Origin of the sequence: Henriciella mobilis, from assembly GCF_003576285.1 — a bacterium.
GTDB lineage: Bacteria > Pseudomonadota > Alphaproteobacteria > Caulobacterales > Hyphomonadaceae > Henriciella > Henriciella mobilis.
Genome location: NZ_QWFX01000006.1, coordinates 398,538 through 425,247 on the forward strand (window position 1 = coordinate 398,538; position 26,710 = coordinate 425,247).

Annotated in this window: 31 protein-coding genes; 19 read left to right on the forward strand and 12 right to left on the reverse strand. The window is 60.3% G+C overall.

Translation table 11 applies throughout. The features are described 5' to 3' along the window. Positions 1-18 precede the first annotated feature (18 nt). The 5 genes from D1223_RS18725 to D1223_RS06735 all read left to right on the forward strand — a co-directional run bounded on the left by D1223_RS18725 (position 19) and on the right by D1223_RS06735 (position 3,328). Positions 19-408: a hypothetical protein gene (locus tag D1223_RS18725; RefSeq protein ID WP_147372704.1), complete on the forward strand. Its 390-nt coding sequence runs from the start codon at positions 19-21 to the stop codon at positions 406-408. Continuing rightward, the gene (locus tag D1223_RS06720; RefSeq protein ID WP_119375647.1) at positions 405-1,046 is read left to right on the forward strand and encodes a TIR domain-containing protein; all 642 of its coding nucleotides are present in this window, start codon (positions 405-407) and stop codon (positions 1,044-1,046) included. The genes D1223_RS18725 and D1223_RS06720 overlap by 4 nt, the downstream gene beginning before the upstream one ends. A gap of 108 nt (positions 1,047-1,154) precedes the next feature. Continuing rightward, positions 1,155-1,910 (forward strand): hypothetical protein, encoded by a 756-nt coding sequence (locus tag D1223_RS06725; RefSeq protein ID WP_147372706.1) that lies wholly within the window; start codon positions 1,155-1,157, stop codon positions 1,908-1,910. 87 nt (positions 1,911-1,997) lie between these two features. Next, positions 1,998-2,708 (forward strand): VIT1/CCC1 transporter family protein, encoded by a 711-nt coding sequence (locus tag D1223_RS06730; protein WP_119375649.1) that lies wholly within the window; start codon positions 1,998-2,000, stop codon positions 2,706-2,708. Next, on the forward strand, positions 2,705-3,328 hold the full coding sequence (locus tag D1223_RS06735; RefSeq protein WP_119375650.1) for a 2-hydroxychromene-2-carboxylate isomerase: 624 nt from the start codon (positions 2,705-2,707) through the stop codon (positions 3,326-3,328). The genes D1223_RS06730 and D1223_RS06735 overlap by 4 nt, the downstream gene beginning before the upstream one ends. Positions 3,329-3,382: 54 nt before the next feature. Here D1223_RS06735 and D1223_RS06740 read toward each other — a convergent pair whose 3' ends face one another. The 4 genes from D1223_RS06740 to sdhC are packed head-to-tail and all read right to left on the reverse strand — an operon-like array spanning position 3,383 to position 6,760. After that, positions 3,383-4,165, reverse strand: coding sequence for a succinate dehydrogenase iron-sulfur subunit (locus tag D1223_RS06740; protein WP_119375651.1), 783 nt, complete (start codon positions 4,163-4,165; stop codon positions 3,383-3,385). Between the two features lie 9 nt (positions 4,166-4,174). After that, positions 4,175-5,962 carry a succinate dehydrogenase flavoprotein subunit gene (gene sdhA, locus D1223_RS06745; RefSeq protein ID WP_119375652.1) on the reverse strand — a complete coding sequence of 596 codons (1,788 nt, stop codon included), beginning with the start codon at positions 5,960-5,962 and terminating at the stop codon, positions 4,175-4,177. 27 nt (positions 5,963-5,989) lie between these two features. After that, positions 5,990-6,382, reverse strand: a complete 393-nt coding sequence (gene sdhD, locus D1223_RS06750) for a succinate dehydrogenase, hydrophobic membrane anchor protein (RefSeq protein ID WP_119375653.1) — start codon at positions 6,380-6,382, stop codon at positions 5,990-5,992. A gap of 9 nt (positions 6,383-6,391) precedes the next feature. Further along, on the reverse strand, positions 6,392-6,760 hold the full coding sequence (gene sdhC, locus D1223_RS06755; protein WP_233349452.1) for a succinate dehydrogenase, cytochrome b556 subunit: 369 nt from the start codon (positions 6,758-6,760) through the stop codon (positions 6,392-6,394). 121 nt (positions 6,761-6,881) lie between these two features. On the opposite strand from sdhC, the gene D1223_RS06760 reads away from it, so the two are divergent. From D1223_RS06760 to fsa, 5 genes are all read left to right on the forward strand, one after another. Next, positions 6,882-8,687, forward strand: a complete 1,806-nt coding sequence (locus D1223_RS06760; RefSeq protein ID WP_119375655.1) for a DUF885 domain-containing protein — start codon at positions 6,882-6,884, stop codon at positions 8,685-8,687. A 56-nt stretch (positions 8,688-8,743) separates the two neighbouring features. After that, positions 8,744-9,463 (forward strand): type 1 glutamine amidotransferase, encoded by a 720-nt coding sequence (locus tag D1223_RS06765; protein WP_119375656.1) that lies wholly within the window; start codon positions 8,744-8,746, stop codon positions 9,461-9,463. 86 nt (positions 9,464-9,549) lie between these two features. Further along, complete coding sequence (locus D1223_RS06770; protein ID WP_119376068.1) at positions 9,550-11,064, forward strand: phosphomannomutase/phosphoglucomutase; 1,515 nt, start codon at positions 9,550-9,552, stop codon at positions 11,062-11,064. A 64-nt stretch (positions 11,065-11,128) separates the two neighbouring features. Next, the gene (locus D1223_RS06775; RefSeq protein ID WP_119375657.1) at positions 11,129-11,653 is read left to right on the forward strand and encodes a hypothetical protein; all 525 of its coding nucleotides are present in this window, start codon (positions 11,129-11,131) and stop codon (positions 11,651-11,653) included. Between the two features lie 76 nt (positions 11,654-11,729). Continuing rightward, a complete protein-coding gene (gene fsa, locus D1223_RS06780; RefSeq protein WP_119375658.1) occupies positions 11,730-12,380 on the forward strand; it encodes a fructose-6-phosphate aldolase in 651 nt (216 codons plus the stop codon). On the opposite strand, the gene D1223_RS06785 is transcribed toward fsa, so the two are convergent. Beyond that, on the reverse strand, positions 12,377-13,150 hold the full coding sequence (locus D1223_RS06785; RefSeq protein ID WP_233353103.1) for an ATP-grasp domain-containing protein: 774 nt from the start codon (positions 13,148-13,150) through the stop codon (positions 12,377-12,379). The two genes, fsa and D1223_RS06785, sit on opposite strands and share 4 nt — an antisense overlap. Positions 13,151-13,333: 183 nt before the next feature. On the opposite strand from D1223_RS06785, the gene D1223_RS06790 reads away from it, so the two are divergent. Together D1223_RS06790 and D1223_RS06795 are read left to right on the forward strand one after the other, a co-directional pair. Beyond that, positions 13,334-14,332 (forward strand): adenosine kinase, encoded by a 999-nt coding sequence (locus D1223_RS06790; RefSeq protein ID WP_119375660.1) that lies wholly within the window; start codon positions 13,334-13,336, stop codon positions 14,330-14,332. A gap of 159 nt (positions 14,333-14,491) precedes the next feature. After that, positions 14,492-15,229 carry a response regulator gene (locus tag D1223_RS06795; RefSeq protein WP_158588425.1) on the forward strand — a complete coding sequence of 246 codons (738 nt, stop codon included), beginning with the start codon at positions 14,492-14,494 and terminating at the stop codon, positions 15,227-15,229. Here the strand turns inward: D1223_RS06795 and D1223_RS06800 are convergent. Both D1223_RS06800 and D1223_RS06805 read right to left on the reverse strand, forming a co-directional pair. Continuing rightward, positions 15,226-15,828 carry a 2-hydroxychromene-2-carboxylate isomerase gene (locus D1223_RS06800; RefSeq protein ID WP_119375662.1) on the reverse strand — a complete coding sequence of 201 codons (603 nt, stop codon included), beginning with the start codon at positions 15,826-15,828 and terminating at the stop codon, positions 15,226-15,228. The genes D1223_RS06795 and D1223_RS06800 overlap by 4 nt on opposite strands. Before the next feature lie 24 nt (positions 15,829-15,852). Beyond that, positions 15,853-16,581 (reverse strand): SDR family oxidoreductase, encoded by a 729-nt coding sequence (locus tag D1223_RS06805; protein WP_407646970.1) that lies wholly within the window; start codon positions 16,579-16,581, stop codon positions 15,853-15,855. A gap of 48 nt (positions 16,582-16,629) precedes the next feature. On the opposite strand from D1223_RS06805, the gene D1223_RS06810 reads away from it, so the two are divergent. Beyond that, the gene (locus D1223_RS06810; protein WP_119375663.1) at positions 16,630-16,977 is read left to right on the forward strand and encodes a winged helix-turn-helix transcriptional regulator; all 348 of its coding nucleotides are present in this window, start codon (positions 16,630-16,632) and stop codon (positions 16,975-16,977) included. Here the strand turns inward: D1223_RS06810 and hslU are convergent. Genes hslU through D1223_RS06825 form a run of 3 tightly spaced genes read right to left on the reverse strand, consistent with a single transcriptional unit; the run spans position 16,967 to position 20,786 of the window. Continuing rightward, positions 16,967-18,271 carry an ATP-dependent protease ATPase subunit HslU gene (hslU, locus tag D1223_RS06815; protein ID WP_119375664.1) on the reverse strand — a complete coding sequence of 435 codons (1,305 nt, stop codon included), beginning with the start codon at positions 18,269-18,271 and terminating at the stop codon, positions 16,967-16,969. The genes D1223_RS06810 and hslU overlap by 11 nt on opposite strands. Next, complete coding sequence (gene hslV / locus D1223_RS06820) at positions 18,271-18,840, reverse strand: ATP-dependent protease subunit HslV (RefSeq protein WP_119375665.1); 570 nt, start codon at positions 18,838-18,840, stop codon at positions 18,271-18,273. The genes hslU and hslV overlap by 1 nt, the downstream gene beginning before the upstream one ends. Positions 18,841-18,890: 50 nt before the next feature. Further along, positions 18,891-20,786 carry a putative bifunctional diguanylate cyclase/phosphodiesterase gene (locus D1223_RS06825; RefSeq protein WP_119375666.1) on the reverse strand — a complete coding sequence of 632 codons (1,896 nt, stop codon included), beginning with the start codon at positions 20,784-20,786 and terminating at the stop codon, positions 18,891-18,893. 223 nt (positions 20,787-21,009) lie between these two features. Here D1223_RS06825 and hisB point away from each other — a divergent pair, with 223 nt between their 5' ends. Next, positions 21,010-21,606, forward strand: a complete 597-nt coding sequence (hisB, locus tag D1223_RS06830; RefSeq protein ID WP_119375667.1) for an imidazoleglycerol-phosphate dehydratase HisB — start codon at positions 21,010-21,012, stop codon at positions 21,604-21,606. Positions 21,607-21,785: 179 nt separating this feature from the next. Then, the gene (locus D1223_RS06835) at positions 21,786-22,241 is read left to right on the forward strand and encodes a helix-turn-helix domain-containing protein (protein ID WP_119375668.1); all 456 of its coding nucleotides are present in this window, start codon (positions 21,786-21,788) and stop codon (positions 22,239-22,241) included. A 34-nt stretch (positions 22,242-22,275) separates the two neighbouring features. Here D1223_RS06835 and D1223_RS06840 read toward each other — a convergent pair whose 3' ends face one another. Then, positions 22,276-23,709: an amidohydrolase gene (locus tag D1223_RS06840; RefSeq protein WP_119375669.1), complete on the reverse strand. Its 1,434-nt coding sequence runs from the start codon at positions 23,707-23,709 to the stop codon at positions 22,276-22,278. A gap of 109 nt (positions 23,710-23,818) precedes the next feature. Between D1223_RS06840 and hisH the strand changes: the two genes are divergently transcribed. From hisH to hisE, 4 genes are read left to right on the forward strand one after another with little or no spacing between them, the layout of a single operon-like run. Further along, on the forward strand, positions 23,819-24,463 hold the full coding sequence (hisH, locus tag D1223_RS06845) for an imidazole glycerol phosphate synthase subunit HisH (RefSeq protein ID WP_119375670.1): 645 nt from the start codon (positions 23,819-23,821) through the stop codon (positions 24,461-24,463). Next, on the forward strand, positions 24,460-25,200 hold the full coding sequence (gene hisA / locus D1223_RS06850; protein WP_119375671.1) for a 1-(5-phosphoribosyl)-5-[(5-phosphoribosylamino)methylideneamino]imidazole-4-carboxamide isomerase: 741 nt from the start codon (positions 24,460-24,462) through the stop codon (positions 25,198-25,200). Before hisH ends, hisA begins: the two co-directional genes overlap by 4 nt. Positions 25,201-25,206: 6 nt before the next feature. Then, positions 25,207-25,971, forward strand: a complete 765-nt coding sequence (gene hisF, locus D1223_RS06855) for an imidazole glycerol phosphate synthase subunit HisF (protein WP_119375672.1) — start codon at positions 25,207-25,209, stop codon at positions 25,969-25,971. 11 nt (positions 25,972-25,982) lie between these two features. Further along, the gene (gene hisE, locus D1223_RS06860) at positions 25,983-26,339 is read left to right on the forward strand and encodes a phosphoribosyl-ATP diphosphatase (protein WP_119375673.1); all 357 of its coding nucleotides are present in this window, start codon (positions 25,983-25,985) and stop codon (positions 26,337-26,339) included. Here the strand turns inward: hisE and D1223_RS18810 are convergent. Beyond that, on the reverse strand, positions 26,336-26,608 hold the full coding sequence (locus D1223_RS18810) for a Smr/MutS family protein (protein ID WP_158586549.1): 273 nt from the start codon (positions 26,606-26,608) through the stop codon (positions 26,336-26,338). The two genes, hisE and D1223_RS18810, sit on opposite strands and share 4 nt — an antisense overlap. Positions 26,609-26,710 lie beyond the last annotated feature (102 nt).

Sequence of the window (26,710 nt, forward strand, 5' to 3'; positions counted from 1 at the left end):
CCTAAAGAGAACAGATTCGTGGCTTTGACAGAAGACCTAGAGATCTATCGCCAGCGTTATGAGGCATTCCGCCATTTGGACAAGCTCCGTTGGCAAATGTTCCAGATCGCAGTGGCAGGCGGACCTGCTGTTCTTGCTTTCGGACTAAGCGAGGGGGGAGCGCCCAATTCTCTTGTGATGACTGTGTCAGGAGTATTGGTCGCAACGTTCGCTGTAGTGATGCTTCGGATCGGGCAGGGTATTTTTGCAAACGGAAAAGCACTTAAGTCCGTCGGCGACCGAATAGGGGATAGAGACATTCCGAGTCCTTCGAAATGGTATTCGAGCGTTTCGTCTTGGATCGCGATCACGTTGTTTGTTGTTGGCGTTTCTCTTTTTTTTGCAGGCTGTGTGGGAGGCTCAATTTGAGAAAGGTTTTTGTCAGTTATCACCACCGGCTCGACCAGTATTACAAAAATGCTCTAGTCGAGTTGGCAACCCAGCAGGATATTTTTATCGATAGAAGCGTGGGTGTCGGCGACATTCCCGATGACTGGGAAAACCAGAAAATTCGCAGGGTTATTCGCGATAGCTATCTCCGAGACAGCACGGTAACAATTCTACTTGTTGGCTCGGAAACAAAGCATCGGAAGCACGTGGACTGGGAGCTTAAATCCAGCATGATTGATGGAGCCGTCAATAAGCGCTCCGGCATCCTGGTGATTAACCTTCCAACCGTCAGCGACACCTACTACACAGCCTGCAGTCCCGAAGAAAAAGCATTCTATCCTTTTGAAACAAAATGGATCAGCATTGATTCTCGAGCAGAATACGAGCGTAGGTATCCTAAAATGCCGGCGCGAATAATTGACAATTTGCTCGCTCCCAATGTGAAGATTTCAGTGGTCGGGTGGAACAAGATCATGCAGAATCCGAATATGCTAAGAACAGTCGTCGAATCGGCTGGGGAAAGCCGGCTGCGCAACCAATACGATCTATCCCGCACCATGCGCCGTAACGACTTCAATCCAGAGTTAAGTTTCGGATTTGGTTCAGTTGGCAATTGATCAAGTCGCGAATTGAGGGCGCCTAGAGTGATCGGGCTCTCGTGTGGGCGCCTCTCCCCCTCCCCAAAATATCCTACACCCAGCCCATAAATGTACTCTTGCGAGACCATGACGGGACTCGACAGACACCTTCAGGGCGCCATGGCGCAGGCGTGGCCGCTCTTGCGGCGGATGGTGCTGGTCATGGCCGGCATGCTGGGCATGGATGAGGACAGCGCGCCCGAGCGCGTCAGCCGCGGCGTGCGCATCGCCGTCCTTCGCATCCTGCGCCCGGCCGAAGCGTTGACCCGGCGCCTCATCGTGCTGATGGCGCGGGAGATGGACGTCACCGAAGCCCTGAACAAACCCTGTCGCGATGCTGCGCGCAGCGGCGGCCAGACCTTGGGCACAGCCCTGAACCCGATTCATCGCAAGGCCCAGCCTTGCGGGGATCATCCCAAGAACCACTTCATCCTCTTCGAGCCGCTGCGCATCCCCCGCTCCATCTTCGCTGACACCGCCCCGCCCGCGCGCGCGAAACCCAAAGGCCCCGGCCCGCGCATCCTGTCTTTCGACCGGCCCTTTCCTGTAACACCTGCGCCAGCACCGGACGTCAGTGCCGCGTCTCTGACGGGCCGCATCCGGGCGCTCGAAAAAGCGCTCGCGGCACCGGACAAGATCGCCAGGCGCCACGCCATTTTCCTTGAGCGCGATCGCCGCTCCAACCAGCTGCCCGGGCGGATCAACCCGATCCGTCCCGGCCCGGCGCCGGGGATGCGCAGCCGCCATACCCCGCCGGACCTGAAGGAACTGCTGCTGTTTATCGGCATCGAAGCCCAGCGCGGACCGCCGAGGCCCACGCCTGCCCGGTTCACACTATCCTGACGACAGGCTTGCCCGCCCCATGTGCGGGGAAGTACGGATAGGCTGTGGGGATGAAACGGTTAGAGGTGGGTGAAAAGGGCAAAGCGCATGACAGAAGTCGCCTCTTATTCAGGCCATGAAGAACATCACAACGTGCACCGCGTCGGCTGGCTGCGCGCCGCCGTGCTGGGCGCCAATGACGGGATCGTCTCGACCGCGAGCCTCGTCGTCGGTTTTGCCTCGGCCTCGGCCGGGCGGGCCGACATCATGCTCGCCGGGTTTGCCGGTCTTGCGGCGGGCGCCATGTCCATGGCTGCCGGCGAATATGTCTCCGTCAGCTCGCAGAGCGACACCGAAAAGGCCGACCTCGCCAAGGAAGCCAAGGCGCTGCGCGAAATGCCGGAAGAGGAGCTGGAAGAACTCACTAACATCTATGTCGCCCGCGGCGTGCGCCGGGACACTGCGCGCGAGGTCGCCGAACAGCTGATGGAGAAAGATCCGCTGAAGGCCCATGCGCGCGACGAACTCGGCCTGTCGGAGATCGTCGAGGCGAGACCCGTGCAAGCGGCCGTCTCGTCGGCGGCGAGCTTTTCCGTCGGCGCGGCCCTGCCGCTCGTGGCCGCCGCGTTTGCCCCGCTGGCCTATGTGGCGCCATCCGTGGTCGCTGCATCGCTGGCCAGCCTCGCCCTGCTCGGTGCTGTGTCCGCACGGGCGGGCGGGGCGAAAAAGACCCGTTCGGTGATCCGGGTTGTCGTATGGGGTGCTGCGGCCATGGCGCTGACAGCCGGTGTCGGGCGGCTCTTCGGCGGTGTCGTATGAGCGGGCCCGGCGAGACCATTACCTTCTATTTCGATTGCTCCAGCCCGTGGACCTGGCTCGGCTTTCACAACATCCAGCCGCTGGCGGAGGAGCTGGATGTGGATGTGGACTGGCGGCCCATCCTGGTTGGCGGCGTCTTCAATGCGGTGAACCAGAGCGTGTACGAGGCCCGCAAGGCCGGGCCGAACCCCAAGGCGCGCTATCACGGCAAGGATTTGCAGGACTGGGCACGCTATTCAGGCCTTGAGATCAAGATGCCGCCAAGCGTCTTCCCGGTGAACAGCGTGAAAGTGATGCGCGCCTGTATCCTGTTGAAACCACAAGGGAAACTGGTCGATTTCGCCACGGCCGCCTTCATGGCCTACTGGACCGATGATCTCGACATTTCGCAGGACGAAGTCGTCCGCGAGGTCTGCGCGCGGGCCGGCGTCGATGCTGACGCCGTGATGGCCGGGATACAGGACCCGGGGATCAAGGACGCCCTGCGCGCCAACACAGATGAACTGATCGCGCGTGGCGGCTTCGGCTCGCCGACCATGTTTGTCGGCGACGACATGTATTTCGGGAATGACCGGCTGGTCCTGGTCGCCGACGCTGTGAAGCGGGCGCGGGCCCAGTAAAAAAGCCGGGCTCTGGGGCCCGGCTTTTCTGATGTCTGGTTTGTACGGCGCCGATCAGGCGACCCGCTCGACCATCATGTGCTTGATCTTGGCGATGGCCTTGGCCGGGTTCAGCCCCTTCGGACAGACCTGGGCGCAGTTCATGATGGTGTGGCAGCGATAGAGCTTGAAGGGGTCTTCAAGATCGTCGAGCCGCTCACCGGTCGCCTCGTCGCGCGAGTCGATCAGCCAGCGATAGGCCTGCAACAGCGCGGCCGGGCCGAGATACTTGTCGCCGTTCCACCAGTAGGACGGGCAGGAGGTCGAGCAGCAGGCGCACAGGATGCACTCATAGAGGCCGTTCAGCTCGTTGCGCTGGTCCTCGGATTGCTTCCACTCCTTCTCAGGCTCCGGCGTGTCGGTCTTGAGGAAGGGCTGCACATAGGCGTGCTGGGCGTAGAAATTGGTAAGGTCCGGGATCAGGTCCTTCACCACCGGCAGGTGCGGCAGCGGGGCGATAGTGATAGTGCGTCCGGCCACCTCGTCCCAGCCCTTGGTGCAGGCGATGGAGTTCTGGCCGCCAATGTTCATCGAGCAGGACCCGCAGACGCCTTCGCGGCAGGAGCGGCGGAAGGCGAGGGTCGGGTCGACATTGTTCTTGATCCAGATGAGGACGTCGAGAACCATCGGACCGCAGCGGTCCATGTCGACATGATAGGTGTCCCAGCGCGGGTTGCCGCCCTCTTCGGGCGAGTAGCGGTAGACCTTGAACGCGCGGGTGTTCTTGGCGCCTTCGGGCTTCGGCCACTCCTTGCCCTTCTTGGGCGCGGAACCTTTCGGGAGGGTGAGCTGTACCATGATGAGTTCCTAGTAAACGCGGGCCTTGGGCTCGATGTACTCGATGTCGTTGGACATGGTGTACTCGTGCACCGGACGGTAATCGATGGTGACCTTGCCGGCCTCGTCGACCCAGGCAAGCGTGTGCTTCATCCATTCCTTGTCGTCGCGGTCGGAGAAGTCCTCGCGGGCGTGCGCGCCGCGGCTTTCCTTGCGGTTGGCCGCACTGTTCACGGTCACGGCGGCCTGGCCGATCAGGTTGTCGAACTCCAGCGCCTCGATCAGGTCGGTGTTCCAGATCATGCCGCGATCCTTCACATCGATCCCGCCAAGCTTGGAGTAGACATCCTCGATCTTCTTGACGCCTTCCTCCAGGACTTCGCCGGTGCGGAAGACGGCGCAGTTGGTCTGCATCGACCGCTGCATCTCCAGGCGAAGCTTTGCGACCGGCTGGTCGCCCGAGGCGTTGCGGATACGGTCGAAGCGGGCGAGGTGCGAATCGGTCTGCGCATCGCGAACCTCCGGCTGGCTCGCGCCGGCATCGACTGTATCGCCGCAGCGCAGGCCGGCAGCACGGCCGAAGACAACCAGGTCGATCAGCGAGTTGGACCCGAGACGGTTGGCGCCATGCACCGACACACAGGCCGCTTCGCCGACGGCCATCAGGCCCGGCACGACGCTGTCCGGATCGGCGCCCTTCTTGGTCAGCACCTCGCCATGATAATTGGTCGGGATGCCGCCCATATTGTAGTGGACGGTCGGCAGCACCGGGATCGGCTCCTTGGTAACGTCGACGCCCGAGAAGACGCGTGCGGTCTCGGAGATGCCCGGCAGGCGCTCGGCAAGCGTCTCTGGCGGCAGGTGTTCGAGGTGAAGGTGAATATGGTCGCTCTCCTCGCCGACGCCGCGGCCTTCGCGGATCTCCACAGTCATGGCGCGGGAGACCACGTCGCGCGATGCGAGGTCCTTGGCCGATGGCGCATAGCGCTCCATGAAGCGCTCGCCTTCGGAATTGGTGAGATAGCCGCCTTCCCCGCGTGCGCCCTCGGTGATCAGGCAGCCCGCGCCATAGATGCCGGTCGGGTGGAACTGGACGAACTCCATGTCCTGCAGCGGCAGGCCGGCGCGCAGCACCATGGCGTTGCCATCGCCCGTACAGGTGTGGGCGGACGTACAGGAGAAGAAGGCCCGGCCATAGCCGCCGGTCGCCAGGATGGTGCGCTGGGCGCGGAACCGGTGAAGCGTGCCGTCATCGAGCTTCCACGCGGTCACGCCGCGGCAGGCGCCTTCCTCATCCATGATGAGATCGAGCGCGAAATACTCGATGAAGAACTCGGTATCGTTCTTGAGCGCCTGACCATACAGCGTGTGCAGCATGGCGTGGCCGGTCCGGTCGGCCGCGGCACAGGTCCGCTGGACCGGACCTTCGCCGAAATTCTTGGTCATGCCGCCAAAGGCGCGCTGATAGATCTTGCCCTCCTCGGTGCGCGAGAAAGGCATGCCCCAGTGCTCAAGCTCGTAAACGGCCTGAGGGGCGTTGCGGCAGAGATATTCGATGGAGTCCTGGTCGCCGAGCCAGTCAGAGCCCTTCACCGTGTCGTACATGTGCCAGCGCCAGTCGTCCTGGGACATGTTGCCGAGCGAGGCGGCGATACCCCCCTGGGCGGCAACTGTGTGCGAGCGGGTCGGGAAAACCTTGGTGATGCAAGCGGTCCGAAGGCCGGCCTGGGCCGCGCCGAGCGCCGCACGAAGGCCGGAGCCGCCGGCGCCGACAACGACAACGTCATAAGTGTGATCGACGAATTTGTAGTCAGACATGATGCCTTACCTTTCGGGGGCCGCGCCTCAAACGCTGGCCGTAATCCAGATCTTCAGGACCGAGAGCGCCGTAGCGGCGAACAGCCCGACACAGACAAATGTGTTCAGGATGAGCAGGCCCTGCTTCATCCCTGCCTTACCGATATAGTCCTCGACGACGACCTGCATACCGAGGCGCATATGATAGAACGCCGCACCCAGTGTCAGGATCATCAGGATGGCGTTCCATGGTTGTGCGAAAAAGGCCGTTGCGCCGTCGAAACCGGACCGGCTGGCCGCGATGACAGCGTAAAGGAACCAGGGAACCAGCAAGGCAAGCGCGATAGCGGAGACGCGCTGGCGGATATGATGCTCCGTACCAGACTTGGCCGATCCGAGGCCCCGGGCGGCGGCGGTGGGTGTCTTGAAGTCAGTGCTCATCCTCGCCCCCTAGAAAAGATTGGTCGCGAGCGACCAGATCGTTGCGGCCGCCACAATGGCAAAGGCGAAGTTGAAAACCGACCAGGCACTCGCCGTCTTGGGGTTGAACCCGGCCTTCGGGCCGTCCCAGATCATGTGCCGTATGCCATTTGCAAAATGAAAGAGAAGCGAGGTCAGCCAGAAGAAGAGGAGAATTTGCCCGACCGGCGAGAGCATGATGCCCTCGACGACACCGTAGGCTTCCGGGCCTGCGGCGATCGATATGACCCACACGCTGATAAGGAAGGCGCCAAGATAATTGCCGACGCCCGTCACCCGATGAAAAATCGATGCGGCCATCGTCCAGTGCCACTTCCAGATCTGGAGGTGGGGTGACATTGGACGGGGATCCGTCCACTCTGAGCCTGACATTAAGCCTCTCCCGAATCCTGCTGGTTTGCTATGCGGGTTCTAGAATTGTGCGCCGCCGTGTCAACGCGACAAGAAGGGCCTTCATGCGATGAAGCCAGTCATTTCAGCGCTTCTGGGCATATTTGCCCTTACGTCAGCTGCGTCCGCACAGGATTTCCGTCCTTCGTCCGCCGGAGAACAGGCCAATGCCGAGGAGGCCGCGCCGCTCGCCTCCATCATTGCTGAATACGAAGCCATGGTCTCGGCCGTCAGCCCGGGCGAGCGCGCCGAGATGGAAGATCGCGCGCCGAGGCGCTGGCCTGATGTCTCGCGCACGCGAGTAGCTCAGCTTGCCAATCACGCCCGCCTCCTCAAGGGGCGGCTTGCGGCGCTGGGGCAACCGGATTCCATCGACACGAAAATCCTCGACGCCCTGCTCGACGAACTGATCATGCAGGATACTTTCGATACCGCCCGCATCCCGTTCACCGGAGATTGGGGCTTCCATGCTGAGCCCTTCTTTGCGGCCAGCAGTCTGCGGCTGAATACTGTCGAAGATGCGGAGGCGTGGATTGCCAGGCTCAATGACCTGCCGCGCTATTTCGACCAGAACATCCATAATATGCGCCGCGGCCTTCGGACGGGATGGGTATCGCATACTGACCCACTTGAAACCGTGATGGAGCAAGTCGCTGCGCAGATTGTCGACAACCCCGAGGACAGCGGCCTCTGGGCGCCATTCGAGACGCTGCCTCCCGGACTGGACGGATCGACCAAGGAAGGGCTGCGCGCGGCTGGCCGCACGGCCGTGACCCGCGCCGTCGAGGCGACCCGGAGGCTTCAAAGCTTCTTGGAAGACGAATACGCCGGGCAGGCTCGTCCCGAACCCGGTATCGGCAGCCTGCCGAATGGCAAGGCCTACTACGTCGCCGCCATCGCCCATCACACGGCCGGGGCCGGGTATACACCAGAAGCGATCCATGCGCTCGGCGAGGCCGAAGTCGCCCGCATCCGGGCGGAGATGCACGACGTCATGGAAGCTGTGAATTATCCGGGAACGTTCGAGGAGTTCCTGGTCTTCCTGCGTAGCGATCCTCAGTTCTACGCGAAGTCGCCGGAAGACCTGCTAGAGAAGGCGGCCCTCATTGCAAAACGGCTGGACGCGATCCTGCCTGCCTATTTTGGAAAGCTGCCCCGCCTGACCTATGGCGTCGAACCCGTGCCGGCATCGATAGCGCCGGGCTATACCACAGGGCGTTATTCAGGCGGTGATCCGGCGCGGGGAATTCCGGGCACTTATCTCGTCAACACCTATGCTCTGGACCAGCGGCCGCTCTACGAGCTTCCAGCGCTGTCAGCCCATGAGGCCGTGCCCGGCCATCACCTGCAGATCGCGCTTGCTCAGGAGATGGAGGACATGCCCCGGTTCCGCCGTAGCTATTACGCAACAGCCTTCGGGGAGGGCTGGGGGCTGTATGCCGAGACGCTGGCTGGAGAAGCTGGCATCTATCGCACGCCCTACGAAAAATTCGGGGCGCTCTCCTACGAGATGTGGCGCGCCTGCCGGCTCGTCGCAGATACCGGCATGCACTGGTATGGATGGTCGCGCGAGGAGGCCGAAGCCTGCTTCAAGGAAAACTCAGCGCTCGCGCCGCTGAACATCCAGACGGAAGTCACCCGGTATATCGGCTGGCCCGGCCAGGCGACGGCCTACAAGGTGGGCGAGCTGAAGATTTTAGAGCTGCGCGCCCGCGCGAAAGACGCGCTAGGTGAGGACTTCGACATTCGCGCCTTTCACGACGTGCTCCTTGGAGCCGGCTCCATGCCGCTCGATGCGCTTGAGGACAGGATCGATACGTGGATCGAGCAAACGCCGGATGGCCAGTCACCGCTGGCAGGAAATAGCGCCCCCTGACCGGCGACAATCTTCGCCGCTTTTACAGCTTCCGGAATTCGGCTAACGCAAGCGCCATGAAGCTAACCATCATTGAAACAGGCCTTCCGCCGCAGGCGATCCGGGCTGACTGGCCTCGTTATCCGGCCATGTTCGAGAGCCTGATTGGCCCGCACTTGCCGGACATCACCTTTGAGAGCGCCCCGGTTGTCGAAGGCGCGCCCTTTCCGTCGCTCGACACCGTCGAAGCCGTGCTCGTCACCGGGTCCGCGGCGGGGGTCTATGAAGACCATGAGTGGATGGCGCCGCTCTTCGACTTCATTCGCCGGGCGGGCGATGCGAAGATCCCGCAGATTGGCGTCTGCTTCGGACACCAGGCCATCGCCGCCGCCATGGGTGCGCGGGTTGAGAAATCTGACAAGGGCTGGGGCCTTGGACGGCACATCTATGATGTTTGCCACCAGCCGGACTGGATGACCGGTCTTAATGGCAAGACTTTCTCGCTCGGGGTCAGCCACCAGGACCAGGTGCTGAGCCTGCCTGACGGTGCGAAAGTCGTCGCACGCTCTGAATTTACCCCCTTCGCCGCGCTCGACTATGGTGACACGCCCGCGATCAGCTTTCAGGGCCACCCGGAATTCTCTTCAGGCTTTTGCTGCGCGCTCTACAATGTCCGCCGGGGCACCGCGTTCAGCGCTGAGCGCGTCGATGAGGCGTGTGACAGTTTGGAAGTGCCGGTGGACAATGCCCTGGTCGGCCGTTGGATGGCACAATTCCTGTCGCAATCGGCTCGCTGACGGAAATAAGTCCCGCCGGGGCTGGAAATTGTTCACGCTTCCGTGCAAATCCACACGCACAGGATTAAAGGAGCTGACCGCCCATGATGCCGAAACCGCGCGCCGACATCGCCCCGAACACAATCGAGTTCGAGACCTTGCCGCTCGTCAAACCGACCGGTTTTCGCGAATATGATGCGCGCTGGTGGTTCGGCATCCCCGATAACCCCAAGGCACCTGATCTGAACCTGCTTGGCGCCGAAGCGCTCGGCCTGGGCATGGCAACGCTGTTTCACGAGCTGGGCGTCACGCCGAAAGTGGTGACCGGCCACGACTTCCGGTCCATTTCCCTGCCAATCAAGAACGCGCTGAAGCTCGGCCTCGTCGCGGGCGGGTGTGAGGTCCTGGATGTTGGCCTTGCGCTTAGCCCGATGGTCTACTGGTCGCAATTTGAGCTCGACGCCGACTGCTGCGCGATGGTCACCGCAAGCCACAATGAGAATGGCTGGACCGGCGTGAAGATGGGGGCCAACAAACCGCTTACATTCGGGCCGGACGAGATGGGCCGCCTCAAGGAAATCGTCCTGAACGGTGACTTCCAGCCCCGCGCAGGCGGCGGTACGTTTCGCGTGGACGGACTGCGAGAGAAGTACATCGCCTCGGTGGCCGAAGGCATCAGCCTGAAGCGGAAGATCAAGGTCATCGCGGCCTGCGGCAACGGGACGGCCGGGGCGTTTGCGCCGGACGCGCTGCGGGCCATGGGCGCCGAAGTGATCGAGATGGATTGCGACCTCGACAATACCTTCCCGAAGTACAACCCCAACCCCGAAGACAGCGAGATGCTGCACGCCATGGCAAAGGCCGTGAAGGAACACGGCGCGGACGTTGCGCTCGGCTTCGATGGCGATGGCGACCGCTGCGGCGTGGTCGACAATACGGGCGAGGAAATCTTCGCCGACAAGATTGGCCTGATGCTCGCGCGTGACCTCTCACGCGTTCATCCCGGCGCGAACTTCGTCGTCGACGTGAAGTCGACAGGCCTCTACAAGACCGATCCCGTTCTCAAAGAAAACGGATCGACGGTCGACTATTACAAGACCGGCCACTCCTATATCAAACGCCGCACGACCGATCTTGGCGCCCTGGCCGGCTTCGAGAAATCGGGCCACTTCTTCTTCCGCCCCCCGATCGGGCTAGGCTACGATGATGGCCTGGTCGCGGCGGGTGCGATCCTGCAGATGCTCGACCGCAATCCGGACAAGACGATGGCTGACCTGCGCGACGAACTCGGAACAGCCTATACCTCGCTCACCATGTCGCCGCATTGCGATGACGAGCTCAAGTATGGCGTGATCGACAAGATGGTTGCCGAATATGAAGGCATGGCCGGCGGCGAAATTCTTGGCCGCAAGGTTGTCGATGTGAACACGGTCAACGGTGCCCGTGTAACGCTGGATGACGGCTCATGGGTGCTGGTGCGCGCGTCTTCGAACAAGCCGGAGCTGGTCGTGGTCGTAGAAAGCCTGCAGTCGGCCGATGACATGCGTGACCTCTTCCACAAGGAGGTCAAACCGCGCCTAGGCAAGCACAAGGAAGTCGGCGCCTACAATCAGGAAATCTGATCGCGCCCGGCGTCCGCATCGCCTGACGTAGGGCGACTGCAGTAATCACAGGAAGGAAGCGTCGATGCGCCTGAAAGTCCTCGCCCTCTCCAGCTTTGCCGGCCTTGCAACCGCCTGTGGCGGTGGAGGCGAAACCGAAACTTCCGTCTGCCAGCGTACCGAACAGGAACCGCGATCAACGCTTCAGGAAGTGGAGATTTCGCAGTCCTGTGCCACAACGCCCGGTGACGGCCTGACGATCAGGTTTGCCGCTCTTCCAGGCGACGACAGCGCGCGCTGCACTGTCGCAGCGGTATTCGTCGCACCCCTTGGCTTCGAGAGGCCGCGCATAACCTTTGGCGCCGTGACGGATGACGGCCGTCTTGTCAGTTCCAGCGCGTCTGTCCGGGATTTCCTGTTCGTCGACCGCCTGACCAATGCCACAGAGCTTCGCCTCTCTCCGGATACCAATTGCGCGGAGGTTTCACTGCGCGTTCAGGACCTGCGCTGCCAAGCTTCGGCCGAGACCGGTGCGGAGGACCAGGATTGCGGCAGTGTCGCCTTTGAAGGTACTGGCCTGTTTGCCAGTTTCGAGCCACTTGCCAACTGAGCAGGAAACCGCTCCGGCCTAGCGGCGGCGCCGGCATCTTGATATGACCCGCCACTGAAATTTCGAGGAGCCTGACATGAAATTCTTCGTCGACACCGCCGACACCAGTGAAATCAAGGAGCTGGCTGAAGCCGGTCTGATCGATGGTGTGACCACAAACCCGTCACTGGTGGCCAAGTCGGGCCGCAAATTTTCCGACGTCATTGCCGAAATCTGTGAGCTGACACCCGGGCATGTCAGCGCCGAAGTTGTTGCGACAGAGTATGACGCCATGGTCAACGAGGGCCGGACGCTGCAGAAGATCGCGCCCAATGTCGCGGTCAAGCTGCCCCTCACCATGGATGGGCTGAAAGCCTGCCGGACGCTGACGAATGAAGGCACTGCCGTGAATGTCACCTTGTGCTTTTCAGCCAACCAGGCGCTGCTCGCTGCCAAGGCCGGCGCTACCTACATCTCGCCGTTCATTGGCCGGCTCGACGATCTCAACATCGATGGCATGGAGCTGATAGAGGATATTCGAACCATCTACGATAATTACATGTTCGAAACACAGATCCTCGCCGCCTCGATCCGCAATGCCAACCACGTGAAAGACTCCGCGCTCGCGGGCGCAGACGTCGCAACCGTGCCGCCTAGCGTACTTCGCGGGCTGATCAACCACCCGCTGACGGACAAGGGGCTTGCCGCCTTCCTGGCCGACGCGGAAAAGGCCGGCATTTCGGTCTAGAGTCGCTTCATCAGGGCGTCGGCGATCATTCGCCCGACGCCCGGGCCCTCCTGCGGATAGAGATAAGGCTCGATGAGTTCGAGCTCCATCAGCAGGAGTTTCCCGTCATTGCCGCGGAGCATGTCGACCCGTGCGTAAAGCGGCAACTGATCCAGGGTTTCGAGTATTCCGCGGGCTGCGTTCACATCGGCATTGTTGGCTTCGATCGCCGTCTCCGTGCCGCCATAGAGCGACTGGATTCGATAATCGCCCGGTGCAGCCCGCTTGAGAAGCGCATGGGAGAGCTGCCCATCTATGAAAATGAAGCTGAGCTCGCCCTCGCGTTCAATGGTCTGCAGATAGGGCTGGACCATCATGGGTTGGGTCATTTGGGGAAGCGCCTCGCCGCGCCTCAGCCTGAATTGGCCATGTGCACCGCCTCCGGTCTGCCGCTTGAAAACCAGCCTGTCGGTGTCGAGCGCATCAAACAGTCCTGCCGCATCAACGCCGGACGGGTCGTCCAGCCAAACCGTCGGTATCAGATCCGCCCCGCGCTCTTCCAGTGTCCTCAGATAAGTCTTTCGGCAGTTCCAGCGAATAATTTCAGCTGAATTGAAAAGCGGGATTGCTGCCCCGATCCAGTCGAGCGCGTTGAGAAATTCGTTGACCCGGTCCCAGTAATCCCAGGCCGTCCCGACAAGCGCGGCATCGTAAGCCTTCCATTGGGAAATCGGCCCATCCCAAGCAACCGCTGTGATCTCAGCACCATGGCCGCCAAACCCCTCCCTCATTCGCGCCACGATCAGGTCATGCTCGAACGCATCAGCCCGTCGGTCGGGAGAGCCGGGTAAAGTGTCCCGGGAGCAAAGATAGGCGATCTTCATCGCGAAGGGCGATATATGACGACTTGGCTTGCGTCCATGGTCTATGTTTGCGAAGCCAGCGAGGGTTTAAACTAGCGAAGCGAGGCATGTGTGTCTGATACCGAGTTCGACGTTGTTGGTCTGGGAAATGCGATCGTTGATGTCATCGCCCCCGTGGAAGAGACATTTCTGACGGAGTATGAGATTCGCAAGGAAGGTATGACCCTGGTCGATGAACCGCGTGCCGACGAGCTGACTCGCGCGGTTTCCAATGCCCATCAAACGTCGGGCGGGTCCGGCGCGAACACGATTGCCGGGCTCGCAAGCTTCGGCGCACGCGCTGGCTATATTGGCAAGGTCGCTGATGACGCCCTTGGACAGGTATTCCGCAAGGACATGAGCGATAGCGGCATTCCGTTCACCACGTCACCGCTTGTCGACGGTCCAGCCACCGCTCGGTCGATCATCTTCGTGACGCCTGATGGCGCTCGCAGCATGAACACTTTTCTCGGAGCGTCAGTCATGTTCTCGCCTGAAGACGTTCAGGAAGACATGGTCCGCAAGGCGTCGATCCTTTACCTGGAAGGCTACCTTTTCGATCAGGAGCCGGCCAAGGCGGCCTTTGTCCACGCCTCGGAGATCTCGAAGGCTGCGGGGAGGCGTGTTGCGCTGACCCTGTCAGACAGTTTCTGCGTTGAACGTCACCGCGACAGCTTTCTCCACCTCATCCGCAATCACGTGGATATCCTGTTCGCCAACGAAGACGAGCTCCTCTTCCTGTACGAGACAGAAGACTTTGACGACGCGGTGTCCCGGCTTCGCGGCGATATCGCGCTCGCGGCGGTGACTCGGTCCGAGAAAGGATCTGTGGTGATTGGCGACGGCGATCCAGTATCCGTCGCCGCCGAGCCCGTCGACAAAGTCGTCGATACGACGGGTGCTGGTGACCAGTACGCGGCTGGCTTCCTGTTCGGACTGTCAAAGGGCCTTCCGCTGACCATATGCGCAAAGCTGGGTCACATCGCCGCCGCCGAGGTTATCTCCCACTACGGACCAAGACCTGAAACGCCATATGCTGAGCTTGCCCGGAAAGCGGCGATTTCGGTTTGAGCCCGTGCCTGGCCCGATAGGCCGCGACGGCAGATGATTTCGCGGTCCAGCTGCAATTTCATGACCACACACTGCGTACAAAACGCAGACTTTGCTGGCGACTGAGCCTATATCTTTTTCGGTTCCCTCGCCTCCGGCAAAGTAGACAAGAGAAGTGTTGTGAAACACGCAGACTACATCGATTCAGAGCTTCCCGGTCTGAGGCGCTACGCCAGGGCCGCCACGGGGTGCCAAGAAACCGGCGATGCAATCGTCAAGGAAGCACTGAAACCGTTCGAAGCCGACGATGCCCCCTCTTCTCTTGAACGACTCGATCTGTTTCGATCCATCGAGCAAGTGCTGGCTCGTTCGGGAAACAGCGGACCGTTCGAAGGGGTGGCGCCGCTACCCAGCCGCGCGCAACTCCTGACGAGTATTGCCGGACTTTCAGCCTCGGACGCCGCCAGCCTTTCCGGTATGACAGAAAGCGAAATCCGGAATTTGCTGGAAACCTCTCGCTCTGGCGATGCAAGCTCCGATCCCGCGGACATTTTCATTATTGAAGACGAACCGATGATCGCTGCTCATTTAGCGGAAATTGCGCGGGAGATGGGCCACAATGTGATAGGGACGACAGGTATTGCCAGCGACGCGATACGCGCATGCCGGGAGCGCCGGCCAGACCTACTTCTGTCGGATGTTATGCTCGGCGACGAAAGGCGGGGCGCTGACGCTGCCCATGACATTGCCAGCATGTACGGTATTCCTGTGATTTTCATCACGGCCTTTCCCCAGTCACTGCTTCGGGGCGAGAAGGGTGAACCGGCTTACCTTATTGAAAAGCCGTTCCGGGCAGATTCGGTGCGCGTCATGATCTCCAGGGCGCTGGGCAAAAGCCGAAGCCGGCCCGGGGCCTAGGCGGAAACCGCAGCCTCGACCGCATAGTCCAGCCGGTCGTGACCAAAGAACAGCTCGTCACCAACGAACATGCTCGGCGCCCCGAAAGCGCCGCGCGCGATCGCTTGATCGGTATTTTGTACCAGTAGCGCCTTCGCCTCAGCGCCATCAGCAAGCGAAACCAATCTCTCAGCATCCAGTCCGGCCGCGCGGCAGGCAGCACCAATCTGCTCGAGATCGTCGGTTTCGAGCGGTTCGGGCGCCGCCCACACACCGTGGAACACAGCCCGGATGAAGTCTGACTGATCCGACGGAGAGCCGGCCAGAGCGCAGGCTATGCGTAACGCCGGTCGGGTATTCATCATGGGAAAGCTGGGATGCATACGAAATCCAATTCCATAGCGCCGGCAGCTCCGCTGAATATCTGTCTGCATGTACGCATTCTTCGCTGGCACGAAACCGGGAGGACGGTTGTCTGTGCCCCTCATGATCGCGCCTAGAAAGACGGGTTTGTATACCACGTCGATGTCTTTTCCTTCGACAAAGCGCGGAAGTGCATGCAACGCGATGTAGGAGTATGGGCTTATGAAGTCGAAGCAGAATTCGAGCGGTCGTGACATGATGCAGACCCTTTCAGTTTCGTTTTAGAACTTTTCTATCCACGGGCGCAGGTCAAGCTCATGGGTCCAGGCGGACCGGGGTTGATTGTGTAGAACCCAGTAATTCTCGGCGATGGCTTCGGGATCAAGAATGCCGTCTTTTTCCTTGAGGGCATAGCGGTCAGGAAAATTGTCCCTGATGAAGGCTGTATCAATCGCGCCATCAATGACGGTATGCGCCACATGGATGCCCTGAGGCCCAAGCTCCCGGGCCATGGACTGGGCAAGCGCACGCAGGGCAAACTTAGCGCCAGCAAACGCCGAGAAGCCCGCCCCGCCGCGCAGCGACGCCGTCGCACCGGTAAAAATTATCGTTCCCGCCTGGCGTGGTAGCATCACTCGTGCAGCTTCCCGACCCGTCAGAAAGCCCGCAAACGCCGCCATCTCCCAGACCTTCCGATAAGTCCTGCTTGTCATTTCAGAGATCGGGTAGTTCACATTGGCGCCAATATTGAAGACAACCGCCTGAACCGCTCCGATGTCAGCCTCTACCTTGTCGAACAGGGCGATCACCTCTTCTTCGGAGCGGGCATCGCACCCAAATCCTTCGGCCTCACGGCCTGCGTTTCGGATCTCTTCGACCAGAGGCTGGACCATCTCTTTGGTCCGGCGAACGCAAACTGCGGTCAATCCGCCGCGCGCAAACCGCCTTGCAATTGCCCCGCCTGTCGCGTCTCCTGCGCCAATGATAACTGCTGCCTGCTTCATGCCAATTTCCATTCCATTTTGGAACTTTACCAAATCAGTATATGGTTTGTCATCATGAAATGGTCCGAGCTTGACGAAAACTGGTGCCCTGTCGCCCGCACGCTGACCCTGGTCGGCGATCGGTGGACACTGCTTATCCTGAGGGACTGCTTCCTTGGCAGTTCCAAGTTTGAAGAGTTTGCCGCCAGCACCGGTGCAACCCGGCACATCATCTCAAGCCGGCTCAAGCGGCTGGTGGACGCCGGAATCCTCGAGCGCAAGCTCTATGTCGAACGCCCCAAGCGCTATGAGTATCTTCTGACCGAGAAGGGCAGAGAGTTTGCGCCGGCCCTGGTCACCTTCCGGGACTGGGGAAAGAAGCACCTGCCGGTTCGCCGTTCTGTCATCGCCGCTAAAGGATGAATTTCGAGAGATCCGTATTGCCGGCAAGATCGGAAAGCTGGGCTTCGACATAATCCTGTGTGATCGTCACCGTCTCGCCTGAACGATCGGGCGCGGTGAAACTGATCTCGTCAAGCAACCGCTCAAGGACGGTCTGCAGACGCCGCGCGCCGATATTCTCAACCGTATCATTCACGCGCACGGCAATATCGGCCAGCGCATCGATCGCAGCATCCTCGAATTTCAGTTCGATGCCCTCGGAACTCATCAACGCCTCATGCTGGCGAATGAGCGAGGCCTCGGGTTCGACCAGGATCCGCCGCATGTCGTCGCGCGTCAGGGCCTTCAGTTCGACACGAATTGGCAAGCGACCCTGCAACTCCGGCAGCAGGTCCGATGGCTTGGCAACATGGAAGGCCCCGGACGCGATAAACAGGATGTGGTCGGTCCGGACCGGTCCGCGCCGTGTCGACACGGTCGTTCCTTCGATCAGGGGCAACAGGTCGCGCTGGACACCCTCGCGGCTAACATCTGCGCCACTTCTCTGGTTCGCGCCGGCGACCTTGTCGATCTCATCAAGGAAAACAATGCCATCGGATTCGACAAGCCGTATCGCCTCACGCGTGACACTCTCCTCATCGATCAGCTTGTCAGCCTCCTCGCCGATAAGTGGCTTGTAGGCGTCGCGGACAGTTGTCCGTACCCTTTTGGTACGTCCGCCCATGGCCTTTCCAAGGAGGTCGCCGAGATTGACCATGCCCATCGAACCGTTGCCGCCAGGAAGGTCCATCATCGGCATCGACCCGCCTGTATCAGCGAGTTCGATGTCAATATCCTTGTCGTCCAGCTCCCCGTCGCGGAGTTTGCGTCGGAAAACTTCACGGGTGGAGCTCTGGGCCGTTTCCCCAACGAGAGAGTCCAGTAGCCGGTCCTCGGCTGCTTCGCGGGCCTGGTCTTCAACCGCCTTTCGGCGCTGCGACTTGACCATGCTCACAGCTGACTCAACGAGGTCACGAACGATTTGCTCGACATCGCGCCCAACATAACCAACCTCAGTGAACTTCGTCGCTTCAACTTTCAGGAAAGGTGCGTTGGCAAGTTTTGCCAGACGGCGCGAGACCTCCGTCTTCCCGACGCCCGTAGGGCCGATCATCAAGATGTTCTTCGGCGTTATCTCATCGCGCAGCTCTTCCGGCGCCTGCTTGCGCCGCCAGCGATTGCGCAGCGCCAGAGCCACGGCCCGTTTGGCATCGGCCTGACCGACAATGTGGCGATCCAGCTCGGCAACGATTTCCTTTGGGGTCAGCATGTCCATCAGGCTTTCAGGTCCAATGTCTCAATCGTGAAATTCGAGTTTGTGTAGACGCAGATGTCGGCAGCTATTTCCATTGCCTGCCGACCAAGCGTCTCAGCATCCTTTTCATAAGGATAAAGGGCTCGCGCTGCCGCCAAGGCATAATTTCCGCCCGATCCGACCGCGACGACATTATGCTCCGGTTCTAGCACATCGCCTGCGCCTGTAATGACGAGTGTCACGTCCTTGTCGGCAACAATCAGAAGCGCCTCTAGCTTTTGCAGGTACTTCTCGGTGCGCCAGTCCTTGGCCAGCTCAACGGCGGCACGCTGGAGTTGGCCAGGGTGACGCTCGAGCTTCTGTTCGAGGCGTTCGAACAAGGTGAAAGCATCGGCGGTTGCACCTGCAAAGCCGGCCAGGATTGCGTTGTCGCTGCCAAGGCGGCGCACCTTGCGGGCATTTCCTTTCATGACGGTCTGGCCCATGGAGACCTGACCATCACTCAGGATGACAACTTTATCTTCGGTGCGCACGGCGAGAATCGTCGTGCCATGCCAAAGCGGGGAGCGGGAAGTTTCGTTATCTGTCACGGCAGGTGATGTGGCGCACGCGGCGCCAAATCGCAAGGGCCGTGCGGCCTTTAGCCAGCCTGGCTTGCAGCACCTGCCCGGTCTGCCGCCAGCATCTGGATGAATTTTTCAAGCGAGACCGGAGGACTGTAATAAAAGCCCTGATACTGGTCGCAGCCCCTCTGGCGCAGGAAGGATTCCTGCGCTTCGGTCTCAACGCCTTCGGCAACCGTCTCCATGCCCAGGGTTTCAGCCATGCCGAGAATCATCTCGACAATGGCGGGTGCCTGCTTGTCTGTATACAGACTGGAAATGAAGGCACGGTCGATCTTGAAGACGTCGAATGGCAAACGGCCCAGCATGGACAGGTTGGAATGACCCGTGCCGAAATCGTCGATGGCCAGTCGAACACCCATCGTCTTTAGAGGTCCGATGACGTCCTTGAGACGTTCCGGGTCGGACACTGCAACGCTTTCCGTGATCTCGAGCTGCAGCAGACGAGGCGGAAGGCCCGCTTCGCTCATCGCACGAATGAGCATTGCACCGAGATCATCATCCTCGAACTGCAGGGGCGAGACGTTCACCGCAACCGATACGTCGCGAAAACCGCGGCTGTGCCACATGGCGGCCGCTCGACAAGCTTGTTCGGTAATCTGCATACCGATTTCACCGATCAGACCCGTTGACTCGGCGACCGGGATGAACACGCCCGGAGAGACAATGCGGCCGCTTTCGAGTTTCCAGCGCGCCAGGGCTTCAGCGCCCGCAATGCGACCTGTTCGCAGGTCGACCTTGGGCTGGAAGACCGGGATGAACCGGCGCTGCTCAACGGCGGCGCGCACTTCAGACTCGAGGCGCTTTCGCGCAGCCGTCTGGCGATCAAGCTTGGGAGAGTAGAACTGAATATCGAGGTCATCCGCGCGCCTTGACTGGTAAAGCGCCGACTCGGCCCGCTTCCTGATCTCTTGCGGCGCCTGACCATCCTCGGGGATGATCACGATCCCGGCGCGCGCCGGAAGCCGGATGCTCTGTCCTGCGATCTCGTATGGCTGACGGAGCGCATCGAGAACGGCGCGCACAAAACGCATGACTTCGGCACGCCCACCGATACGATCGACCAGAATTGCGAATTCATCAGACTGGAGCGAAAACACCGGCCAGCTGCCGAGCGGCATGGAGTAGTCTTTTTCCTGTGCTGACACGAAATGGGTCAGCCGCTTGGCGATGGCGGTATGGACCTCGTTAGGAAGCAGGGTACCATGGCCCTCGGAAAACTGTTGAAGCCCCTCGGCTTCAAGCAAGACATAGGCTGCCGGTTCCTCGAAGGAGCTCGCGGCGATCGTTTCCGTCAATTCCTGCGTCAGTCTCGCGGAATTGCCGAGCCCGGTGCGCTCATCGGTGAAAGCGGCCTGCAGCAAACGCTCATTGTCTGCCCGCAGCTTGCGGATAGTTCGGACGATCACGACCTGGAGCCTACGGAACTCCTCGAAAACAATATTCGGGGAACTCGTCCGCGAGAGGCGCCCATCCGCCGTCTGGCGCAGCGTCTCTGCCAGACCTTCCACTTGCCCACTCGTGGTGCGTGAAAAATAACTGGCCAACCAATAGGCGATTCCCACAACAATCAGTGTTGTACTGAGCATGATTGGCAGCGGTATGAGCAGACCGCGCGGTACAATGTTGCCCGCATACAAGGTCGCGATGCGTTCACCATTCGGGCCGAGCACAGGAAATGCATCTCCGCGCCGGATCAACTTTTCGGGGGCACTTCCTGCAAGAACATTACCGCCAGCATCAGCAACGAGCGCCGCGTCCGGCGCCATTTGCGCCATGATCCGGGTCGCTTCTTCCATATCGCCCGTGGCGATTTCCGGCCCTACCAGCTTCGCAAGCCGCTCTGCAACCTGCGCATTCTGTGCATCCATCCGCGAACCGGATGCAGACAGATAGGCAAGGTCGAACAGCATCGACAACCCCAAAGCCGCAATGGCGGCGCTGGCGGGCAAAAGGATTGCAAATCGGGCCTTGGAAAGCAGGCGGGAGAGATTTACGAGTCCTCGCAGGGTCGGCCTCAATGGTTCTGAAACTAAAACTAAAGTATCTCGACCTCATCCGTCCCACTGAAACTTTAGAATTCCGTGAATGAATCTGTTGTAGCTGAATACTTCTCGACACCTTATTTGGGACGACATGACTGATCATCGAACCGCCACCGTTACGCGCACAACGCGCGAAACAGACATCGCTGTGACCGTCGATCTCGACGGAACCGGAAAGTCCGACATCGAAACTGGTGTGGGCTTTTTCGATCACATGCTGGACTCGCTGTCGCGCCACAGCTTCATCGACCTAACCGTCAAGGCCAAAGGCGACCTGCACATCGACTTCCACCACACCGTCGAGGATACGGGGATTGTGATTGGCCAGGCGATCAAGAAGGCGCTTGGCGATTTTGCCGGCATCAATCGGTTCGGGCACGCCTACATTCCTATGGATGAGACTCTTAGCCGGGCCTCGATCGACCTCTGCAAGCGTCCGTACTTGATCTGGAAGGTAGATTTCCTGCGCGACAAGATCGGTGAAATGGATACCGAACTCTTCAAGGAGTTCTTCCATGCCCTGGCCGGCAATGGCGGCATGTGCCTTCACGTTGAAAATCTTTACGGTGAGAACAATCACCACATCGCCGAAAGCTGCTTCAAGGCGACGGCCCGTGCCCTCCGGATGGCAGTCGCCCCCGACCCGCGCCTCCAGGGTAAGCCCGCCAGCACCAAAGGAAGCCTTTAAATTCGGCACAAGAACCATCGTCGACTGGCCGATCATCGGACATCTCGGCGCCGAAGCCTCTTTGTCGTGCACGCGGCAGTCTACTGGCGGACCGGTGACGCCTGTCTGACGTGGTCCTGGCAGGGTTTTCGAGCCACTCTCGGCCCGCACAATAGATTAATGCCGAGGAGAAGCAGGGCATGCGACTGAACCCGGATGCAGCGAAAATAAGAAGGTGGCGGGATGAACGCCACTGGTCCCAGGAACATCTGGCGGACCTGGCCGGGATTGGCGTGAGGACAATCCAGCGCATCGAGAATGGAGAGGCCGCCTCGAGGGAATCGCTGATGGCTTTGGCTGCCGCTTTTAATGTCGATGTGTATGTGCTGACGGCAGACACGAAGGCCGACGCCGCCCGGAAACGAAAAGAAAAACAGAGGAAGGGGCTCGCCGCGCTCCGGCTTTCTTTCTGGATCAGTCTCGCGAGTTACGTGTTCGGCATGATCCTGTTTGCCGGGATCAGCATAGGTGCTGGCGGCGGGACGTATCTAATGCTTTGGCCCTCGATCTGGTGGACCGTGGGCGTGGCGGGCCACGCCCTCACCCTTGTCATTGTCGAGCTTGTGACACGCTACCAGCAGACCGAAAGCGTGTGACAAAGCTTCGTTGCAAAGCCCGCAATCGCCAGGCTTATTTTCGATAATCAAGGGGTGGGTCGCGATCACCCAGGAGGGACTTGTACTCATAGTCCGGTCCGCGCTTGTCTTCGAACTCCGTCCAGGCAGATTCGATAAGGTCCTCGTTTTGGTAAAGCTCGATCGCTGCTGCTGTCAGGGTTTCGGCGGCGAGCTGAGCACCCTTGTGGCCAATGGACATCCCACTCGCGGCCACCGCCTGCCAGCTGTGGGCCGATGTTCCGGGTACCCAGGTTGCGGTCCTCAGGCCCACCGTCGGCACTGCCCAGGAAACATCACCAACATCAGTCGAGCCATAACCAAGCGAGATCTCGAATGGTTGGATTTCTTCCTGTGAGCCAAGGCTGAGGTCAGGCTTGTCAAAGCTCGCTGCGATCTGTTCGGCATAGGCCTGTTCTTCGGCAGTGTAGGATATCCCGCCCATTTCGCGCAGTTTTCTGTCCATCATGCGGGCCAGCGTCTCGTTCACGAGAAGCGGGTTGTTGCCATGGATGACCTCCCAGTCGACGGTCGTGCCCGTGCCCATCGCTGCGCCTTCAGCGGCCTTTTCGAGGCGGGCCCAGATTTCGTCCACGCCATCTGCCTCGGGGTGACGCACATAGTAAAACACTTCGGCAAAATCCGGCACCACATTGGGGGCATTGCCGCCGGCCGTGATGACATAATGCATCCGCGCATCCTGCGGCATGTGCTCATGCATCATGTTGGCCATCATGTTGAACGCCTCGACGCCATCCAGTGCTGAGCGGCCACGCTCTGGCGCGCCGGCTGCATGAGCCGAAATGCCGTTAAACCGGAATTTGGCAGAGCGGTTGGCAAGCGATGTGTTCGCCGCAGCGGAGTTCTGATCGTCCGGATGCCAGTGCATCGCGATATCGACATCGTCGAAAAGACCGGCGCGCGTCATATAGACCTTGCCGCTTCCGCCTTCCTCTGCCGGTGTACCGTAGACGCGGATCGTGCCCTCGGTGCCCGTGCTCTCCAACCAGTGGCGGACTGCGATGGCGGCAGAAACAGATCCGGCGCCAAAGAGATTATGGCCACAGGCTTGCCCGGCATGTTTTCCTTCAACGGGGTCACGCGTAGGCGCGCTACTCTGATTGATACCGGGCAGGGCATCAAATTCTGCGAGTATGGCGATAACGGGTTCGCCCGATCCGTATTCAGCCACGAATGCTGTCGGAATTCCGGCTACGCCGGCTTCCACGTCAAAACCCTCACCCGCAAGCGTATCTTGAAGCAATCCAGAGGATTTCGTTTCCTGGTAGCCAACTTCCGCCCAGTCCCAGAGTTTGCTCGCGACATTGGCTGTGAGGCCTGAACGTTGTTCGACCAGACTTGTCGCCTGGTTCGTGGATGGGTCGGCCGTTGCACAAGCGGGCAAAAGGGCAACGCACGTAGCTAGGCATACTGAGGGAAAGGCACGCATGAGGGGGCTCCTGAGGGTCTTTTATTGCGGCAGCTTGCTGCAGTGAAATCATCTGATCAAGGTAGCAGCCTCTTTCCACGCGTCGCCGCCGCCGCTATGAGCGCGCGTGATGACCACGCTTGCCCTTATCGATTACGGCTCCGGTAACTTGCACTCTGCCGAACGTGCACTGCGCGCAGCCGCGTCGCTTGCCGGTTCAGATATCGTGATTGATGTGACCAGCAATGCCGGCCGGGTCGCACGAGCAGACCGCATCGTCCTTCCCGGCGTCGGACACTTTGCCGATTGCGCTGCAGGTTTGCGGGCTGTCGATGGCATGACGGATACCTTGGAAGCTGCTGTAATATCGGGGGGCAAACCGTTTCTCGGGATTTGTGTCGGCATGCAGCTCATGGCCGAGTGGGGCCTAGAGGACGGCAAAACGCCCGGGCTTGGCTGGATTGCGGGCGACGTTCGACGAATAGAGCCAGACAAAGGCCTTGCGGTTCCGCATATGGGATGGAACGGCCTTGTGCTGCAACAGGATCATCCGGTTTTGAAGAATCTTGGCGATGACCCTCACGTCTATTTCACGCATTCCTATGCGATGGTCCCTGCCAATCAGGCAGACATTGCTGCCACGGCAGACTACGGCGGACCCATCACGGCAGCCGTTGCGCGAGATAATCTTTTTGGCACTCAGTTTCACCCGGAAAAGAGCCAGCGGGTCGGCTTGCGGCTGCTTGCAAATTTCCTGAACTGGGACCCGTCATGAATACCGCGTTTAATCTCTATCCTGCGATCGACCTGAAGGACGGCCAGTGTGTCCGCTTGCTGCGAGGCGAGATGGATAAAGCGACGGCGTTCAATCCGGACCCGGCAGACCAGGCGTCCCGCTTCAAGGAAATCGGGTTTGACCGCCTCCATGTGGTTGATCTCAATGGCGCTTTCGCGGGTAACAGCGCCAATGGAGAGGCCGTCCGCGACATCCTCAGGGCGACCGATGTCCCGGTCCAGCTGGGAGGAGGCATCCGCACGCGCGATCAGATCGACGCTTGGCTGGAAGCCGGCATCTCGCGGGTGATCCTCGGCACGGCCGCGCTGCGCGATCCGGATCTCGTGAAGTCGTCAGCGCGTGAATTGCCAGGACGCATTGTCGTCGGCATCGACGCGAAAGACGGCTATGTCGCCGTTGAGGGCTGGGCCGAAACATCGGATATGAAAGCCGTTGAGCTCGCCAGGGTCTTTGAGGGATGCGGCGTTGCCGGTCTCGTCGTCACAGATATTTCTCGGGACGGGATGAAAACCGGGGTTAACGTCGCTTTCACCAGTGAGATAGCCGACGCTGTTTCGATTCCCGTGATCGCGTCCGGCGGCGTTGCCAGCGTAAAAGATATAGAATCGTTGCGTCGCGCTGGCGGAAAACGCCCAATTGCCGGCACGATACTGGGGCGCGCACTTTATGACGGAGACATCCTGCCCGCCGAAGCCATTGCGGCGGCGAAGGCCTGACGTGCCATGCTGAAAACCCGCATCATTCCCTGCCTCGATGTGAAAGACGGACGCACCGTCAAAGGCATCAACTTTGTGGACTTGCGCGATGCGGGAGACCCGGTTGCGCTTGCAAAGGCTTACGACGCGCAGGGCGCTGACGAGCTCTGCTTTCTGGATATCACCGCCAGTCACGAAGGCCGCGGAACAATGCTGGACGTTGTGCGGCGAACCGCTGAGCAGTGCTTCATGCCGCTGACCGTGGGCGGCGGAGTGCGATCGGCGGCAGACCTTGTTCAACTGCTCCGGTCCGGCGCCGACAAGGTCGCGATCAATTCCGCGGCAGTTGCAAACCCGGCGGTTATTACCGAATGCGCCGCCAAAGGCGGCAGCCAGGCGGTTGTGGTGGCGATCGATGCCCGCAAATCCGGCGATACCTGGGAAATCTTCACGCATGGCGGTCGCCAGCCAACCGGTATCGATGCGGTAGAGTTTGCAGCAGAAGCCGAGCGGCGCGGTGCCGGCGAAATCCTGCTTACCAGCATGGACAAAGACGGGACGAAGTCGGGCTACGACATACCCTTGCTCAAGGCGATCACAGAGACAGTGTCCATTCCGGTTGTGGCCTCGGGCGGCGCTGGCTCAGCGCAGGATCTTGCACCAGCCGTGCTTGAAGGCGGCGCGAATGCTGTTCTTGCGGCCTCGATTTTCCACTTCGGAGAGGTGACACTTGCTGAAGCACGCCAAGCGCTCGCAGATGCGGGCGCTCCGGTCAGACCTTTCGAGACTTGAGGCAGACAAACATGGCTAAACAACCACTTGGCTCCGCCGACCGCCTGACAGGCCTTGTCGCCAAACTGGCTGAGACCGTCGACAGCCGTGCTGGCGGGAACCCCGAAAAGTCATATACGGCCAAACTGCTCAACAGCGGTGAACTACGTTGCGGCAAAAAAATCGCCGAAGAAGCAGCCGAAGTTGCGCTCGCAATTGCTGCAGAGGGGCGCAAGGAAACGGCGTCTGAAGCGGCCGATCTGATCTTCCACCTGCTTGTCGGATTGAGGGCGAAGGGCGTACCGCTCGACATGGTGGCCGACGCCCTGGCCGAACGGCGCGGCGTGTCGGGCCTGGCCGAGAAGGCTGCCCGGCAAACGAAAGCCTAACGTCGGCGGATGAACACGTAGAACGCTCCTTTTCCTCCATGGCGCGGATGCGCCTGCGCATAGCCAGAAACAAGGCGCCTCGCTTCTGGCATGTCCAGCCAATGCAGGAAGTTCCGGCGTAGAACGCCCTCGCCGAGCTTTCCCTTGCCCGTAATAACGATAACGCAGCGCGAACCGCGCGCTTGCTCCCGGATGAGGAATGCCGGGAGGGCAGACCAGGCCGATTCCTGAGTATGACCATGAAGGTCGAAGCTTGCTGATACTTCCATTTTGCCGCGTCGGATCTTTTTCTCTGAGCCACGGTCTTGAGGCACTGGAGCGCTTCGCTTCGGTTCAGTCGGCCCCGTGGAACCTTCCCTCGTCGATGAAAG